The 16,196-nt window shown below is 73.5% G+C and carries 14 protein-coding genes; 2 read left to right on the top strand and 12 right to left on the bottom strand.

Features of this window, described 5'->3' with window-relative positions:
- Positions 1-39 precede the first annotated feature (39 nt).
- The 7 genes from OHA99_RS33420 to OHA99_RS33390 form a co-directional block, all read right to left on the bottom strand.
- Positions 40-1,701 (bottom strand): AMP-binding protein, encoded by a 1,662-nt coding sequence (locus OHA99_RS33420; protein WP_405698577.1) that lies wholly within the window; start codon positions 1,699-1,701, stop codon positions 40-42.
- A 253-nt stretch (positions 1,702-1,954) separates the two neighbouring features.
- The gene (locus OHA99_RS33415; RefSeq protein ID WP_153181166.1) at positions 1,955-2,725 is read right to left on the bottom strand and encodes an SDR family NAD(P)-dependent oxidoreductase; all 771 of its coding nucleotides are present in this window, start codon (positions 2,723-2,725) and stop codon (positions 1,955-1,957) included.
- Between the two features lie 13 nt (positions 2,726-2,738).
- Positions 2,739-3,395 carry a PaaI family thioesterase gene (locus OHA99_RS33410; RefSeq protein ID WP_405698575.1) on the bottom strand — a complete coding sequence of 219 codons (657 nt, stop codon included), beginning with the start codon at positions 3,393-3,395 and terminating at the stop codon, positions 2,739-2,741.
- Entirely contained in the window at positions 3,392-4,285 is an 894-nt protein-coding gene (locus OHA99_RS33405; protein ID WP_405698573.1) for a MaoC/PaaZ C-terminal domain-containing protein, read from the bottom strand. Before OHA99_RS33405 ends, OHA99_RS33410 begins: the two co-directional genes overlap by 4 nt.
- Positions 4,286-4,292: 7 nt before the next feature.
- Positions 4,293-6,599, bottom strand: a complete 2,307-nt coding sequence (locus tag OHA99_RS33400; RefSeq protein WP_405698571.1) for an acyl-CoA dehydrogenase — start codon at positions 6,597-6,599, stop codon at positions 4,293-4,295.
- Between the two features lie 9 nt (positions 6,600-6,608).
- Positions 6,609-7,769 (bottom strand): steroid 3-ketoacyl-CoA thiolase, encoded by a 1,161-nt coding sequence (locus OHA99_RS33395; protein WP_153181162.1) that lies wholly within the window; start codon positions 7,767-7,769, stop codon positions 6,609-6,611.
- A 166-nt stretch (positions 7,770-7,935) separates the two neighbouring features.
- Positions 7,936-8,682, bottom strand: a complete 747-nt coding sequence (locus OHA99_RS33390) for an SDR family NAD(P)-dependent oxidoreductase (RefSeq protein ID WP_153181161.1) — start codon at positions 8,680-8,682, stop codon at positions 7,936-7,938.
- A gap of 216 nt (positions 8,683-8,898) precedes the next feature.
- Between OHA99_RS33390 and OHA99_RS33385 the strand changes: the two genes are divergently transcribed.
- On the top strand, positions 8,899-10,062 hold the full coding sequence (locus OHA99_RS33385; RefSeq protein WP_366473307.1) for a Rieske 2Fe-2S domain-containing protein: 1,164 nt from the start codon (positions 8,899-8,901) through the stop codon (positions 10,060-10,062).
- Positions 10,062-10,433, top strand: a complete 372-nt coding sequence (locus OHA99_RS33380; protein ID WP_405698569.1) for a hypothetical protein — start codon at positions 10,062-10,064, stop codon at positions 10,431-10,433. Before OHA99_RS33385 ends, OHA99_RS33380 begins: the two co-directional genes overlap by 1 nt.
- A 108-nt stretch (positions 10,434-10,541) precedes the next feature.
- Here the strand turns inward: OHA99_RS33380 and OHA99_RS33375 are convergent, their stop codons facing one another.
- From OHA99_RS33375 to OHA99_RS33355, 5 genes are read right to left on the bottom strand one after another with little or no spacing between them, the layout of a single operon-like run.
- Positions 10,542-12,035: an FAD-dependent oxidoreductase gene (locus OHA99_RS33375; protein ID WP_405698567.1), complete on the bottom strand. Its 1,494-nt coding sequence runs from the start codon at positions 12,033-12,035 to the stop codon at positions 10,542-10,544.
- A complete protein-coding gene (locus OHA99_RS33370) occupies positions 12,032-12,964 on the bottom strand; it encodes a VOC family protein (RefSeq protein WP_405698565.1) in 933 nt (310 codons plus the stop codon). Before OHA99_RS33370 ends, OHA99_RS33375 begins: the two co-directional genes overlap by 4 nt.
- A 30-nt stretch (positions 12,965-12,994) precedes the next feature.
- On the bottom strand, positions 12,995-14,179 hold the full coding sequence (locus OHA99_RS33365; protein ID WP_405698564.1) for an acyl-CoA dehydrogenase family protein: 1,185 nt from the start codon (positions 14,177-14,179) through the stop codon (positions 12,995-12,997).
- An 8-nt stretch (positions 14,180-14,187) separates the two neighbouring features.
- The gene (gene dmpG / locus OHA99_RS33360) at positions 14,188-15,240 is read right to left on the bottom strand and encodes a 4-hydroxy-2-oxovalerate aldolase (RefSeq protein WP_405698563.1); all 1,053 of its coding nucleotides are present in this window, start codon (positions 15,238-15,240) and stop codon (positions 14,188-14,190) included.
- Between the two features lie 28 nt (positions 15,241-15,268).
- Entirely contained in the window at positions 15,269-16,192 is a 924-nt protein-coding gene (locus OHA99_RS33355; protein WP_405698561.1) for an acetaldehyde dehydrogenase (acetylating), read from the bottom strand.
- Between the last annotated feature and the right edge of the window lie 4 nt (positions 16,193-16,196).

Here is a 16,196-nt window from a genome sequence, read left to right as displayed (position 1 = left end):
TGGTCGTCGCCGTCGCCGTCGTCATGGCCGCTTCGCCGTTCAGGGCAGGAAGCGTCCGCGGCCGTTGGCGAGGAACTCCTCGCGCAGGGCGGTCTTGTCGTCGTCGGTCATCGGCGCGTACACGGGGCCGCCGCGGCCGGTCCAGCGGTACACGGGGTCGTCGGTGCGCCAGCCGTCGAGCTGCATCTCCTTCTTGCGCAGCTTGTTGGATCCGGTGGTGGGCAGCGCGTGCGAGACGCGGACGTAGCGCGGGGCTCCCTTGGTGCCCAGGTCCTCCTGGCGGGCCAGGAATCCGGGCAGGTCCAGGTCCTCGAAGCGGGTGCCGTCGGGGATCTCGACGGCGGCCATGACCTGGTCGCCGGAGCGGGGGTCGGGCACGCCGAAGACTCCGGCGGCGACGACGCCCGGATGCCGGCGCAGGACGCGTTCGGTGAGCAGCGCGGAGGTGTTCTCGCCGTCGACGCGGATCCAGTCCCCGGAGCGGCCCGCGAAGTAGAAGTAGCCGGCCTCGTCGACGTAGCCGAGGTCTCCGGTCCAGTACCAGCCGTGCCGGACGCGTTCGGCGTCGGCGGCCGCGTTGTTCCAGTAGCCCTCGAAGCGGGCGGCGCCCTCGGTGTCGACGATCTCCCCGATGGCCTCCTCCGGGTTGCGCACCCGGCCGTAGGTGTCGAGCAGGGCGGGCGGGCAGGTCCGGCGGGTCGTCGGGTCGACGATGCGGACGCCGTCGCGGGCGGGCCTGCCGAGGGCGCCCACCGGGCCGTCGGCCACGCGCTTGAGCATGCCCGCACCCTCGCTGGACCCGTACCCCTCGACGAGGCGGCAGCCGAACCGGGCCAGGAAGCGGTCGGCGTCCTCGGGCGAGGCCTCGGTGCCGAAGGCGTGGGTGAGCCGGTTGTCGGCGTCGTCCGGCGTCCCGGGCAACGCGAGGACGTAGCCGATGGCCTTGCCGACGTAGGTGAAGTAGGTGGCGCCGAAGTGGCGGACGTCGGGCAGGAATCCGGACGCGGAGAACTTGCGGGTGAGGGCGATGGTGGCGCCCGCGTGGAGGGCCGGCGCCCACAGGGCCATCAGGGCGTTGCCGTGGAACAGCGGCATCGGGCAGTAGCAGGTGTCGGCGCGGGTGATGTCGTACTTGGCGCTGTTGGCGGCGCCGAGCGCGGCGAGCCTGCCCTGGGAGCAGATCGCCGCCTTGGAGGTGCCGGTCGTGCCGGAGGTCAGCAGGAGCAGCATGGTCGTGGCGGCCGTGACGTCCGGGGCGGCCTGCGCGGGTCCGCGCCCGGCGTGGGCGGCGAGGGCGGTCGCGTACCCGGGGTCGTCGACGACGAGGAAGCGGTCGCGCTTCACACCGACGTCCAGGCCGTCGAGCAGGTCGAGGCCGGCCCGGTCGGTGACGATCAACTGGCACTCGGTGTGCCGCACTTCGCGTGCGAGTTCCGCGCCGCGCCGGGTCGGGTTGATGCCGACGACGGCCGCGCCGGCCAGGGCGGCGCCGCCGAGCCAGAACACGTACTCGGGGACGTTGTCGAGGAGTACGCCGATGTGGAACGGCCCGTCGGTGCGCAGTTCGGCGGCCAGGGCGGCGCGGGCGGCGCTCTCGGCGACGACCTCGTCCCAGGTCCAGGTCCGTTCGCGGGTCAGCAGGCCGGGGTGGTCGTCCCCGGCGCGGGCGAGCAGCAGGTCGGCAATCGTCTGGTGTGGCAACGTCGGTCCCTCTCACCCGGTGGACGGGTCTGCCGGTGTCGTCGGTACGGCGACGGGGCGCCGGTGCGCCCGCGTCGTGTCGGTGGTCGTACGGCGCCCCTCGGGCCGCGCCCGCCCGGTCCCTCCCGCCGTCGGCGACGCTAGCCGCGGGCGGGTCGGCCGGGCCGGGGCGATCCCGCTGACCGGGAGGGACGGGCGTGGGCGGGTGCCGGCAGGACGCCGGGAGGGCGTCCGGAGCGGCGGCGCCGGGGGCTCAGTCGAAGTTGGCCTGGCCGCCGTCGAGCGGCACGGTGGCGCCCGTCAGGTAGCGGGCGTCCGGCCCGCACAGCATCACCACGGCCCGCCCGATGTCCCGTTCGCAGTCGCCGACGTAGCCCAGCGGGATGGTCGCACTGAACTCGGCGGCCTCCTCGGGGTGGGCGTCCTGCCACTTCGCGTAGGCGGGGGACACGGCGTGCGGGGCGATGGCGTTGACGCGGATGCCGTCGCGGCCCCATTCGTTGGCGGCGGCCCGGGTGAGGGTGCGCAGGGCCGTCTTGGCCGCCGCGTAGGCCCCGTAGGTGCTCAGGTCCCAGCGGACCATGGCGGAGGTGACGACGTTGACGATCGCTCCGCCGTTCCGCTTCAGGTGGGGATGCGCGGCGTTCATGAAGGCGAACGCCGCGAACGGCCCGCTCTCGAAGCCCTTGCGGAACTGGGCGCCGGACAGCGACAGCAGGGGGCCGTAGCAGCCGGTGTAGGCGTTGTTCACCAGGATGTCGATGCGGCCGAAGCGTGCGGCGACGGCGTCGACCGTGCCGGGGATGCGGTCCGTGTCCAGCACGTCGAGGACGAACGGCTCCGCCTCCACTCCCCTGGCCCGCAGCAGCTCGCAGGTCGCCTCCAGTTTGGCGGCGGTGCGCCCGAGTACGGCGATGTGGGCGCCCTCGGAGGCCAGTGCGAGGGCGATGCCCCGGCCCACTCCCTGGCCGGCGCCGCTGACGAGGGCCACCTTGCCGTCGAGGCTCCGTACCGGATCCGTCATGGTCGTCTCCTTCCTAGCTCGGCCGCGGCAGCTGCTTGTTGACGAACAGGCCCTCGGCGGTGACGCAGACCCGGCCGCCGGCCGTGATCTCGCCGGCCGTGCGGATGCGCGAGCCGTCCACCGAGACCTGTCGTCCGGTGACGGTGAGGGGCTCGAACAGCGGGGTGGGCCGCAGGTAGCGCAGGGTGAGTTCGGCGGTCATCCCGGAGGTGCCCGCCCAGTGGTTGGCGACGCCCAGGGTGTGGTCGAGGAGCAGCGCCGACACGCCTCCGTGCACGTGACCGGGCGGGCCCTGGTAGGGCAGGTCGAGGGTGACGACGCCCTCGATGGAGCGGTCCTCCCGGCCGTGCAGGGTGAGCGGCGGGGCGACGGCGTTCTCCGGGCCGGTGACGGGGTCGTGGCGGGTGACGCCCTCGCCGCGCCACATCTCGGCGAGGCGGTCGGGGACGGTGGGGGCCTTCTCGGTGAGCCGGTCGGTGACGGCGTCGAGGCGGGCGGCGATCTCGGTCATGTCGGCGCCGGTTCCGTCACCGGCCCGCAGCAGGGCGGTGACCAGGCGGCGGGCGGCGGCGACCGCGGCGTCGACGCCGTCGGTGCGGGGCTCGGCCACGAGCCGGGGGCCGGAAGCGGATGCGGACGTGGGGGTGCCTTCGGCGGCGCGGGCGTTCACGGGCGCACCGTCGCCGTCGCGCGGGTGAGCACGGGCGCGTCGTCGCGCTCGGGGCAGGCGGCGTGCAGCAGGAGCCGCTGGGTGCCGTCGTCGTCCGGTGGCCCGTCGCGCCACACGGACGTCACGATCGACTCGCCGGGGACGAGGGGCCCCGCGAAGCGCACGGTGAGGCCGGTGAGGCGGGTGACGTCGCCGTTGAGAACGCCGTCGACGAGCGCCTTGGCGACCAGTCCGTAGGAGGCCAGACCGTGCAGGATCGGCTGTTCGAAGCCGGCCGAGCGGGCGAAGGCGGGGTCGGCGTGGAGCGGGTTGAGGTCGCCGTTGAGCCGGTACCACAGGGCCTGTTGGGGCGCGGTGGCGGTGGTGAGGACGGTGTCGGCGGGGCGGTCCGGTGCCGCCGTGTGCTCCTCGGGTCCGGCGTCGCCGCCGAAGCCGCCCTCGCCGCGGGCCCAGATGCGGGTGGTCGTGGTCCACAGCGGGTCGCCGTCGGCGCCGGTCGCCGCCGACTCCAGGACGACGAGCGCGGCCTTGCCCTTGTCCCACACCTCGGCGACGCGGGAGCGCAGGGTCGCGGTGCCCGAGGCGGGCAGGGGGCGGTGCACCCGCAGGCCCTGTCCGGCGTGGAGTACGGCGCGCAGGTCGACGTCGATGCCGGGCATCTCCAGGCCCGGTGCGGGGGCCTCGCCGGCGGAGGGGCCGGTGCCGGCCACCAGGGCGAAGGTGGGCAGCACCATGAGGTTCTTCTCGTAGGTCAGGTGCAGCTCGGGGTCGGTGGCCGCGGCGGCACCGGCGCCCAGGCTCAGGTGGTACAGGAGGACGTCGCGCGTGGTCCAGTGGATCTCGCGGACGGCGGGGTCCGCGCGCAGCGCCTTGTCGCGGTCGATGGGCATGGTCGGGTCAGCCTTTCCGGGTGGGCTCGGGGTCGCGGGGCAGGCCGAGGAGGCGCTCGCCGATGATGTTCAGCTGGACCTCGGTGGTGCCGCCCGCGATGGACAGGCAGCGGGAGTTGAGGAACATCCACATGGCGTCGTGGCGTTCGCCCTCTCCGGTGAGCGCGGCGTCGCCCTGCCAGTCCACGCAGGTCTCCCAGACCCGCTGCTGGTCCTCGACGCCGAGGAGTTTGGCGATGGACGCCTCGGCGCCGGGCTGCTGTCCGGAGACGGTGCGCAGGGTGGTGCGCAGGGCGAGGAGGGCGCCGGTCTGGGCGTCGCAGAGATGGCCGCCGAGGGTGGCGAGGCGTTCGGCGTCCAGGCCGCCGGAGCCCAGGCGGTCGGAGTCCGGGCCGTCGGAGTCCGGGCCGTCGGAGTCCGGGCCGTCGGAGTCCGGGCCGTCGGACTCCAGGCCGTCGGAGCCCGGCCCGTCCCAGGCCGCGGCGATCTCCAGCAGGGTTTCGGCGCCGGAGCCGACCGCGTCGTGGGAGAGGGCGACGCGCTCGTTGGCGAGGGTGGTGCGGGCGAGTTTCCAGCCGTCGCCGGGCGCGCCGACGAGCAGGTCGTCGGGGACGAACACGTCGTCGAGGAACACCTCGTTGAACTCGGACTCCCCGGTGATCTGCCGCAGCGGCCGGATGTCCAGGCCGGGGCCGGCCATGTCGAGGAGGAAGTACGAGATGCCCTTGTGCTTGGGCACGCCGGTGTCGGTGCGGGCGAGCAGGACACCCCAGTGGGCGTCGCGGGCCATGGACGTCCACACCTTCTGCCCGTTGATCCGCCAGCCGCCGTCGACCTTCTCGGCGCGGGTGGTGAGGCCGGCGAGGTCGGAGCCCGCGCCGGGTTCGCTGAAGAGCTGGCACCAGCGGATGTCGCCGCGCAGGCTGGGGGCGAGGAACCGCTCGCGCTGGGTGTCGTTGCCGTGGGCGATGAGCGTGGGCACCACCCAGCCACCGATGATCATGTCGACGGGGGTGAGGTCCGCGGCGTCCAGTTCCTCGGCGATGACGAGTTGGGTCACCGGGTCGGCGCCCTTGCCCCAGGGGGCGGGCAGGTGCGGGGCGGTGTAGCCGTGGTCGGCGAGGTGGACGGAGCGCTCCCTGCCCTCCAGGGCGGCGGCCTCCCGCAGTTCGGCGCGGATGCCCTCGCGTACGGTCTCGGCCTCGGGCGGCAGTTCGACGCCGAGCCTGCGCCGGGTGCCGTCCAGGGCGAGGCGGGCGACGCGGCGGCGCCAGGCGGCGGTGGGGCCGAGGGCGACGCGCAGGGTCTGGGCGCGGCGCAGCGCGAGGTGCGCGTCGTGTTCCCAGGTGAAGCCGATGCCGCCGAGCACCTGGATGCAGTCCTTGGCGGTGACGAACGCGGCCTCGACGGCGACGGCACCGGCGACGGCGGCGGCCAGCGCGGCCTCGCCGGGGTCCGCGCCGCCGGGATCGCCGGGGTCGCCCGCGCGGGCCGCGTCCCAGGCGCAGGCGCGGGCCTGCTCGGCCTGGGCGAGCATGCGGGCGCAGCGGTGCTTGACGCCCTGGAACTGGCCGACGGGACGCCCGAACTGCTCGCGCACCCGGGCGTGGTCGGCGGCGGTGGTGACGCAGCGGTCGGCGATGCCGGAGGCCTCGGCGGCGAACAGGGTGGCGGCGAGGTCCCGGGGGTGCTCCGGTGCGAGGGCGAGGAGGTCGGCGGCCGGGACGGGCACCGAGCGCGCGGTCACCCGGGAGGAGCGGCGGGTGAGGTCGTGGCTGCGGACGTCGGTGGTGTCGACGGCGGCGCGGGGCAGCACGAGCCAGGTGGTGCGGCCCCCGTCGGCGGCGGGCAGCACGAACACGTCGGCGAGGTGGCCGCCGACGACGAGTTCGGAGGTGCCGGTGAGGGTGGCCGTGCCGTCGGCGCCGCGGGTGAGGGCGAGGGTGCCGGGGGCGAGGGCGACGGCGCCGACGGAGGTGCCGGAGGCGAGCGCGGCGAGGTGGGTGCGATGTCCGGCGGCGTGCAGGACGGCGGAGGCGAGCGTCGTCGGCAGGAAGGGGCCGGGCGCCATGGCCCGCCCCAGTTCCTCGGTGACGACGGCGAGTTCGACCAGCCCGTATCCGGCGCCGCCCGCGTCCTCCGGCAGGTGCAGTCCGAGCAGCCCCTGCTCGGCGAGGCCGTTGAAGTGGCCGGGGAGGATCTCCTTGTCGGCGTCGGCCGCCTCGCGGAGGGTGTCCTCGGTGATGTGCCGGTTCGCGAAGGCGCGTACGGCGTCGCGCAGGTCGCGGTGCTCCTGGGTGAGCCCGATGGTCATGGCGGCTCCTCAGACGCGTTCGACGACGGTGGCGGTGGAGTGCGCCCCGCCGGCGCACATGGTGATCAGCGCGGTGGACTTCCCGGTGCGCTCCAGTTCGTGCAGGGCCTGGGTGACGAGCCGGGCCCCGGTGGAGCCGACGGCGTGGCCGAGGGCGATGGCGCCGCCGTTGACGTTGACCTTGTCCATGTCGGCCTTGTGGACCTGGGCCCAGGACAGGACGACGGAGGCGAAGGCCTCGTTGATCTCGACGAGGTCGATGTCGTCGAGGGTCATGCCGGCGGTGCGCAGCACCCGTTCGGTTGCGGCGACCGGGCCGTCCAGGTGGTAGTAGGGGTCGGAGCCGACCATGGTGGAGGCCACGATCCGGGCGCGCGGGCGCAGCCCTTCGCGGGCGGCGCGCTCCCGGCTCATCAGCAGGACGGCGGCGGCGCCGTCGCTGATCTGGGAGCTGTTGCCCGCCGTGTGGATGCCGTCCGGCAGGACCGGCCCGAGGGCTGCCAGCGCTTCGGGCGTGGTCTCGCGCAGGCCCTGGTCGCGGGTGACGAGCGCGGTCTCACCGGTGGGCCCCTCGGCGCCGATCACGGGAGCCTCGACGCCGATGATCTGCCCGTCGAAGCGGCCCTCCGCCCAGGCCAGCGCGGCCTTGCGCTGCGAGGCGAGGCCGAGGGCGTCCGCGTCGGCCCGGGTGATGCCGCGGTGCCGTGCGATGCGCTCGGCGGCGGTGAACTGGTCCGGCATGTCCAGGGACCAGCTCTCCGGCACGGGCACGCCGGTGTCGGGCGTGAGGGCCTTGCCGAGGAAGACCCGGCTCATCGACTCGACGCCGCAGCCGATGCCGGTCTCGATGGCGCCCGAGGCGATCAGCCCGGCGACCAGGTGCACCGCCTGCTGGGACGATCCGCAGGCGCAGTCGATGGTGGTGCAGGCGGTGGTGTGCGGGAGCCCGGTGTGCAGCCAGGCGTTGCGGGTGACGTTGTTGGACTGCTCACCGGCCTGGGTGACACAGCCCCCGATGACCTGCTCGACGGTGGCGGGGGCGATACCGGCCCGCTCGACGAGGCCCTTCTGGGCGAGCCCGAGGAGCTCCGCCGGGTGGAGCCCGGACAGGACACCGCGGCGCCGGCCGACCGGTGTCCGCGCGGCTTCGACGATGACGGCCTCGGTCATGGCTCTCCGTATGGGGTGAGGGGGCGTGGGGCCCGGAACTGGCTGACGGTGGTTCCTGCTGCTGGGAGGTTTCTGCTGCCCCGAAAACTAGAATTCGTTCTCGAAGTGGGCAAGATCCAGTCCCGCTCAGTGGCCGCAGCCCCGCGTCTCCGCCTCCCCGGAGCCGTCAGATGTGCGATCCCCCGTCCACCCGCAGCTCGGCCCCGGTGAGGTACCCCGCGTCGTGGGAGGCCGCGAAGGCGATCACCCCGGCGATCTGCTCGGGCTCGGCGGCGCCGAACGGGGCGCGGATCCGCCCGTAGTACGAGACGTCCAGGCCGGGCGGCAGCACGTGCGGCCCGGCCAGCGGCGTGGCGACCGAGCCGGGCGAGACGGGCACGACGCGGATGCCCCGGTGGGCGACCTCGGCGGCCAGGGACAGGGAGAAGCCGAGGACGGCGCCCTTGGAGGCGGCGTAGGCGGTCATGTAAGGGTTCCCGTGCGCCGCGGCCGACGAGGCGACGTTGACGACGACGCCGGTGCGGTCCGGCAGCAGGGGCAGGGCCTCCCGGCAGAACAGGGCGGTGCCGACGGCGTTGACCGTGAAGAGGTCGTGCAGGTCGGCGACGGTCAGCCGGTCGATCGGCGTGGTGCGGTGAATGCCGGCGACGTTCACCAGGACGTCGAGGCCGCCGAGTTCGTCCGCCGCCGCCCGTACGGCGTCCACGACCGCGTCCTCGTCGGCGACGTCGGCGACCCGGGTCGCGATCCGCCCGGGACCGGAGCACGCGGCTGCCGTTTCGGCCAGTCCCTCGCCGGACAGGTCGACGGCGAACACCGCCGCGCCCTCCGCGGCCAGGCGCAGCGCGGTGGCCCGCCCGATGCCGGATCCACCCCCGGTGAGCAGGACCTTCGTACCCTCGAAGCGGTTCATCGCGGCTCCTCTTCACTGCGTGTGCCGACGGACGGGGCGGCGGACTGTACGCCCGCCGGCCGCGTCGTGGGGGGCCCGGTCCCACCGACCGGGACCGCCCCTCGCGCGGCCCCGGACCACCGGTACCGGTCAGTGGGACTCAACGCCGTGGACCCGGAGGTCCGCGCCTACCGTCCGGACCGTGGAGACCACGCGTCCTGAGGGGATGAGAGCAACGTGAGCGCAGTCGAGTCAGCACACGACGACGTCAGGGCCATCGAGGCGGCCGCGGCACCCACCCGCTTCGCGCGCGGCTGGCACTGCCTGGGCCTCGCCGAGAAGTACAAGGACGGCAAGCCGCACGCGGTGACGGCCTTCGGCCAGAAGCTCGTGGTGTTCCAGGCCGGTGACGGCACGCTCAACGTTCTGGACGCCTACTGCCGGCACATGGGCGGCGACCTCTCCCAGGGCACGGTCAAGGGCGACCAGGTGGCCTGTCCCTTCCACGACTGGCGCTGGGGCGGCGACGGACGCTGCAAGCAGATCCCGTACTCCAAGCGGGTCCCGCTGCGGGCCCGTACGGCGGCCTGGCCGACCCTGGACCAGGACGGCATGCTGTTCGTCTGGAACGACCCGGAGGGCAACCCGCCGCCCGCGGACGTGGCCATCCCCCGCATCGAGGGCGCCACGAGCGACGAGTGGACCGACTGGCTCTGGTACGAGACCGTGGTCGACGCCAACTGCCGTGAAGTGGTGGACAACGTCGTGGACATGGCCCACTTCTTCTACGTCCACTACTCCTTCCCGACGTACTTCAAGAACGTCTTCGAGGGACACACCGCCACCCAGTACATGCGCGGCACCGGCCGTCCCGACGCGCGCCCGCAGGAGCAGGACGGCAAGCCGAAGACCAGCGGCAGCAACTCGGTGGCCTCGTACCACGGCCCGTCCTTCATGATCGACGACCTCACCTACCACTACGAGAACGCCGACGACGTGCGCTCGGTCCTGATCAACTGCCACTACCCGGTGGACGCGAACCGCTTCGTCCTCCAGTACGGGATCGTCGTCAGGCGCTCGGCGTCCCTGTCGGCCGAGGCGGCCGACGAACTCGCCGCAGGTATGGGTCAGTTCATCAAGCTCGGCTTCGAGCAGGACATCGAGATCTGGAAGAACAAGACCCGCATCGACAACCCGCTGCTGTGCGAGGAGGACGGCCCCGTCTACCAACTGCGCCGCTGGTACGAGCAGTTCTACGTCGATGCCGCCGACGTGACGGCGGAGATGACCAACCGCTTCGAGTTCGAGCTGGACACCACGCGGCCCGTCGAGGCGTGGCAGCGGGAGGTCGAGGCCAACCTCGCCCGCAAGGCCGCCGTCGCCGAGGGCCGGCCCGTCTGATGCGCACCGATCACCGGAACGACGCTCGGATCGACAACCGGCTCGACACCCAGCGCGCCGACGGGGTCCCGATGCGGCCGCTGGCCTGCGAGCGGTGCGCCGCCGAGGTGCTGGTGCGCAAGAGCAGCTGGCAGCAGACGAGTGTGCAGTGGACCGCGCGGGCCACGGCGGCCTGCGCGGAGCGGGACGCGACCGGCGGGACCGGCGCGACCGGTGGAGCCGAGGGCGCCTTCGAGGGCTGCCGGTCCCTGCGCGACACCATCCGCGAGGCGGCGCTGCACGGGCGGATCGAGGTCGTGGACCCGGCGGGTCCCGGCCCCGCACCCCGCACCGGCCCGGGGCCTGGCTCCCCGCCCGACCCCCCGGACTGAGTCCGGCGCACCCCCCAGGACCGTCCGCCGGGACACTTCCCCCGGGCCCGGCGGACACAACGGTGAGGCCGGGTACGCGCACCCCGCGCGTACCCGGCCTCACCGCGTTCAGGAGGTGGCCCGAAGCCCCGCCGCTGCCGCCACACCGGCCCGGCGGCCGAAGAACGTGCCGTCCCCGAGCGACGTCCCGCTGACGTACCCCTCGCCGTGGATGCCGGAGGCCGCCCGCCCCGCGGCGAACAGGCCGGGCAGGACGGTGCCGGACACGTCGAGCACGGCGCCGTCCACGGTGGTGCGCAGCCCGCCGAGGGTGAACCCGGCGACGCCCGTGCCCGCCCCCGCGCTCGGCCGGCCGCCCTGGTGGAATCCGGCCCTGGGGTCGATCGCCGCGAACGGCCCCTCCAGCGGGCGGAGCCAGCGCGCGTCCTTGTGGAAGTACGGGTCACGCCCGAGCGCCGCGTGCCTGTTGTAGGCGCCGACGGACGACTCCAAGGACCCCGGCGGCATGCCCAGTTCGCCCTCCAGCTCGCCGAGGGTCTCGGACACGAACCGGGGCACGACGCCCCAGCGTTCGCGCTCGGGCACCGCCTCGTAGCCCTCCTCGTCGACGACGACCCAGTAGGGCGCGGGCTGGGTCAGCACGGCGGCCACGCTGAACAGGCCCGGGTAGACGTCCTCGTTGACGAAGCGCTGCCCGTGGGCGTTGACGAGCATGCCGCGCACGGCCAGGGCGGGCAGTGCGGTCAGGGCCAGTTCGACCACGCCCATGCGGCGGGTCGCGGCACCGAGGGCGGCGGCCATCCGGATGCCGCTACCGTCGTCGAGGCCGTCGCTGACCCTGCCGTGGGCGAGGAGGTGCGGGGCGTGGTCGGCGAGCATCTCCTCGTTGTCGGCGAACCCGCCGGTGGTGAGCACCACTCCCCCGCGCGCCCAGTACGCGAGGTCCTCGCCGTGCCGGCGGGCGGTGACGCCGACGACGCGGCCGGTGTCGTCCACGATCAGTGCGGTGGCCAGGGTGTCGGAGTGCGTCACCGCGCCCGCCTCCCCGGCGGCGGCGACCAGCTTCTCCATCACCAGCCAGCCGCCGAACGCCTCGGTGGCCGTGCGGTGCCCGCGGGGCGCGGGCCGGGCGATCTCGTTGTACGGCCAGGCGTTCTCACCCAGCCACATGAGACCGTCCTTGGTGGTCGGCATCCAGGTCGGCGCGTCCCACAGGGTCGGTTCGAAGGCCAGTCCCCGGTCCACGAACCACTGGAAGTGGGCGACGCTCTCCTCGCAGTAGAGGCGCAGTTTCTCGTCGTCGGCGTGCGGCCCGAGGGCTGCCCGGAGGTAGGAGTACATCTCCTCGGGGCTGTCCTCGAAGCCGCAGGCCCTCTGCACCTCGGTGCCGCCGCCCAGGTACAGCTCGCCGCCCGACAGGGCCGACGAGCCGCCGGGGCCGCCCGCGCGTTCCAGGACCAGGACGCCGGCGCCCGCCGACGCGGCCTCGAACGCGGCGGCGGCCCCGGCGCAGCCGTGTCCGACGACCAGTACGTCGGTTTCGGCGGCCCAGCGGGTGACGGTCTCGGCGCGGACGGGTGCCACCGGCCGGGCGGTGCTCACGCGTCGGTCCCGGGCGGCGGGGTGAAGGCGGCGAGCGGTTCGGAGCCGGACCAGTCGTGGCCCCAGTAGCTGTCGGCGGTGATCTCCTCGGCGGTGTAGTGCCGTTCGTCGACGCGCATGCCGTCGCAGCCGTACTCGATGTCCCAGCCGCCGGGGGCGCGCACGTAGAAGGAGACCATCTTGTCGTTGGTGTGCCGGCCCAGGGTGGAGGAGAGCGAGAAGTCCCGCTTGTTCACGTTGTCGAGGGCGCGGCCCACGGCGTCGAGGGTGTCGACCTCGACCATGAGGTGGACGAGGCCGGGTTCGCCGCTGTGCGGGGCGGGGCAGACGGCGAGGCTGTGGTGGCGTTCGTTGACGCCCATGAAGCGCACCCGGCGGGGCGGAGCTTCGGGCGACTGACCGCTGAGCCGGATCCCGCCGCGCGGCAGGAAGCCCAGCACCTCGGTGTAGAAGGCCACCGTGTCGTCCATGGCGGTGGTGGGCAGCACGACGTGCCCCATGCCCTGGCCGTCGGTGACGAACCGCTGCCCGAGGCCGGTCAGTACGGGGCTGTGGTCGAGGATCGGCGCGAAGAACACCTCGACGGGCACGCCCGCCGGGTCCTCGAAGGCGAGGGCGGCCTCGACTCCCCGGTCGTCGGCCTCCTCCTGGCTCAGCATCTTCACGGCCGTGCCGGACGCCTCGACGGCGCGGCCGACGGCGGCCAGGGCGAACTGGTCGCGCACCTCCCAGCCGACGGACAGCACGCGGTCGGTGTCGCCGGGCAGGACGACGAGCCGGGCGCGGCGCTCGTCCATGCGCAGGTAGAGGCCGTCGGGGTCGGGCCCCGAACCCTCGGCGAACCCGAGGGCGTCCACGGTGAGTTCGCGCCAGCGGTCGATGTCACGGGTCTGGACCCGGAGGTAGCCGAGTCCTCGGATCTGGGTCATGTGTGTCTCCCCTTGTTGTCCCACTCGTGGTCAGATCATCGAGCGCATGGGGCCCTGTGGCGGCTCCACGCCGATCTCCGTGAGGGCGGAGGCATGGAAGACGGACCCGGGCACGTGGATGGCGTGCGCCAGGCCCGTGTGGACGTCGCGCCAGAAGCGCTGGATCGGGTTGTCGAGCCGCATGGCGTTGCCGCCGGAGCGGGCCACGATCTCGTCGACGGCGCGGACCGCGCGCCAGGCGGCGGCGGCCTGGGTGCGCCGGCCGACGGCACGGCGCTCGAAGGTGATCTCCTGTCCGGCGGCGACCATGTCGTACATCCGGCTGACGTTGTCCAGCAGCGCGGCGCGGGAGGCGGCGATCTCGGCCGCCGCGTCACCGACGGCGTAGAGCACGTACGGGTCGTCCCGCACGGCCTGCCCGGTGATCTGCACGCGGTCGCGCTGGTAGGCGAGGTGGTGGGCGAGGGCGCCCTCGCACATGCCGATGACGGCGGAGGTGATGCCGAGCGGGAAGGCGGCGGAGAACGGCAGCCGGTAGGCGGGGTTGGTCAGGCCCGACTCGGCGGCCAGGGAACCGTCCACCACCTTGGCGTACTCGATGACCCGGTACGCGGGGACGAAGGCGTCCTTGACGACGACGTCCTTGCTGCCGGTGCCGCGCAGGCCGACGACGTTCCAGGAGTCCTCGACGATCTCGTAGTCGGCGCGGGGCAGGATGACGTGCACGGATTGCGGCGGGTTCAGCCGGTTGCCGTCGGCGTCGGCGAGGAAACCGCCGAGGAAGATCCACCGGCAGTGGTCGGTGCCGGAGGAGAACTGCCAGCGGCCGTTGAAGACGTAGCCGCCGTCGACGGGCCTGAGCAGGCCCATCGGCGCGTACGGGGAGGCGATCCAGGTGTCCGGGTCCTCCCCCCAGACCTCTTCCTGGACCCGCGGGTCGGCCATCGCCATCTCCCAGGGGTGTACGCCGACGACACCGGCGACCCAGCCGGTGGCGCCGTCGCAGGCGGCGATCCGCATGACGGTCTCGGCGAACTCGCGCGGGTGCAGTTCGAGTCCGCCGTAGGCCTTGGGCTGGAGCATGCGGATGGCGCCGACATCGCGCAGGACCTTGACGGCCTGGTCGTCGAGCCGGCCGAGGGCTTCGTTGGCGGGGCCGAGGGCGCTGATCTCGTCGGCGCGTGCCTCGACGGCCTCGAGTACGGGATTGGTCATGGCGGTGCTCACTTCCCCGGGGAGGTCGGTGCGGTGGTGCGGTCCCTCTCGGCGAGGCCGACCGCGATCTCGATGAGCTGGTCCTCCTGGCCGCCGACGAGTTTGCGGCGCCCGGCCTCCAGCAGGATCTCGGCGCCGGACACCCCGTACTTGCCGGCCTGGCGGGCGGCGTGCTTCAGGAAGCTGGAGTAGACGCCGGCGTAGCCCATGGTCAGCGACATGCGGTCGAGGAGGCACTCGCCGTCCATGACGGGCCGTACGACGTCCTCGGCGGCGTCGATGATCTTGAGCACGTCGATGCCGGTGCGGATGCCCAGGCGCTCGGCGACGGCCGCGAACCCTTCGACGGGGGTGTTGCCGGCGCCCGCGCCGAAGCGGCGGGTGGAGCCGTCGATCTGGGTGGCTCCGGCGCGTACGGCGAGCACCGAGTTGGCGACGCCGAGGCCGAGGTTCTCGTGGCCGTGGAAGCCGACCTGGGCGTCGTCGCCGAGTTCGGTGACGAGGGCGGCGATGCGGTCGCTAGTCTCCTCCATCACGAGGGCGCCGGCGGAGTCGACGACGTAGACGCACTGGCAGCCGGCGTCGGCCATGATGCGGGCCTGCCGGGCCAGTGCCTCGGGCGGGCTGCTGTGCGACATCATCAGGAAACCGACGGTCTCCAGGCCCAGTTCGCGGGCGAGGCCGAAGTGCTGGACGGCGATGTCGGCCTCGGTGCAGTGGGTGGCGATGCGGCAGATCGAGGCGCCGTTGTCGGCGGCCTCGCGGATGTCGTCCTGGAGGCCGAGGCCGGGCAGCATCAGGAAGGCGATCTTCGCGCGCCGTGCGGTCTTCACCGCGGCCTTGATGAGTTCCTGCTCGGGGGTGTGGCTGAAGCCGTAGTTGAAGGAGGACCCGCCGAGGCCGTCGCCGTGGGTGACCTCGATGACGGGGACGCCCGCGTCGTCGAGGGCGGCCACGATGGAGGTGACGTGGTCGACGGTGAACTGGTGCTGCTTGGCGTGCGATCCGTCCCTCAGGGACGAGTCGGTGACACGGATGTCCAGGTCGGTGCTGTGGGGCATGACTCGTGTACTCCTCGGTGGGCGGGTCTCAGGCACCGGTGCGGCGGGCGGTGATCCGCTGGGCGAAGCCCTCGCCGACCTTGGTGGCGGCGGCGGTCATGATGTCGAGGTTCCCGGAGTACGGGGGCAGGAAGTCGCCCGCGCCCTCCACCTCCAGGAACACCGCCACGCGGGCGAGTCCGCCGCTGACCGGGGTCGGCTCGTCGAACTGCGGCTCGGTGCGCAGCCGGTAGCCGGGCACGTAGGAGGCGACCTTGGCGACGGTCTCGTGGATCGAGGCGGTGACGGCGGCGTGGTCGGCGTCGGCGGGGATCGCGCAGAAGACGGTGTCCTGCATGAGCATCGGGGGTTCGGCCGGGTTGAGGATGATGATGGCCTTGCCCTGGGCGGCGCCGCCGATGGTCTCGATGCCGCGGCTCGTGGTGAGGGTGAACTCGTCGATGTTGGCGCGGGTGCCGGGCCCGGCGGACGGCGAGGCGACGCTGGCGACGATCTCCGCGTAGGGCACCTCGGTGACCCGGGAGACGGCGTGCACGATCGGGATGGTGGCCTGTCCGCCGCAGGTGATGAGGGAGACGTTCGGCGCGTCGAGGTGGTCGCCGAGGTTGACGGCGGGCACGACGGCGGGGCCGATGGCGGCCGGGGTCAGGTCGATGGCCTGGATGCCGAGGGCGGCGTACCGGGGCGCGTTGGCCTTGTGGACGTGCGCGGAGGTGGCCTCGAAGACCAGGTCGGGCCGCTCAGCGGTGGACAGCAGCGGTTCGACGCCGTCGGCACCGGTGTGCAGTCCGTGGTCGGCGGCGCGCTTGAGGCCGGGGCTCTGCGCGTCGATACCGATCATCCAGCGCGGCTCGATGGTCTCGGAGCGCAGCAGCTTGTACATCAGGTCGGTGCCGATGTTGCCGGATCCGACGATCGCGGCGGTCGCCTTGGTCACTGTTTCGAACCTCATCCGA

Source organism: Streptomyces coelicoflavus, assembly GCF_045041415.1.
GTDB lineage: Bacteria > Actinomycetota > Actinomycetes > Streptomycetales > Streptomycetaceae > Streptomyces > Streptomyces coelicoflavus.
Note: the sequence above shows the minus strand (reverse complement) of the source record. Positions and strands in the feature narration are given on the sequence as shown.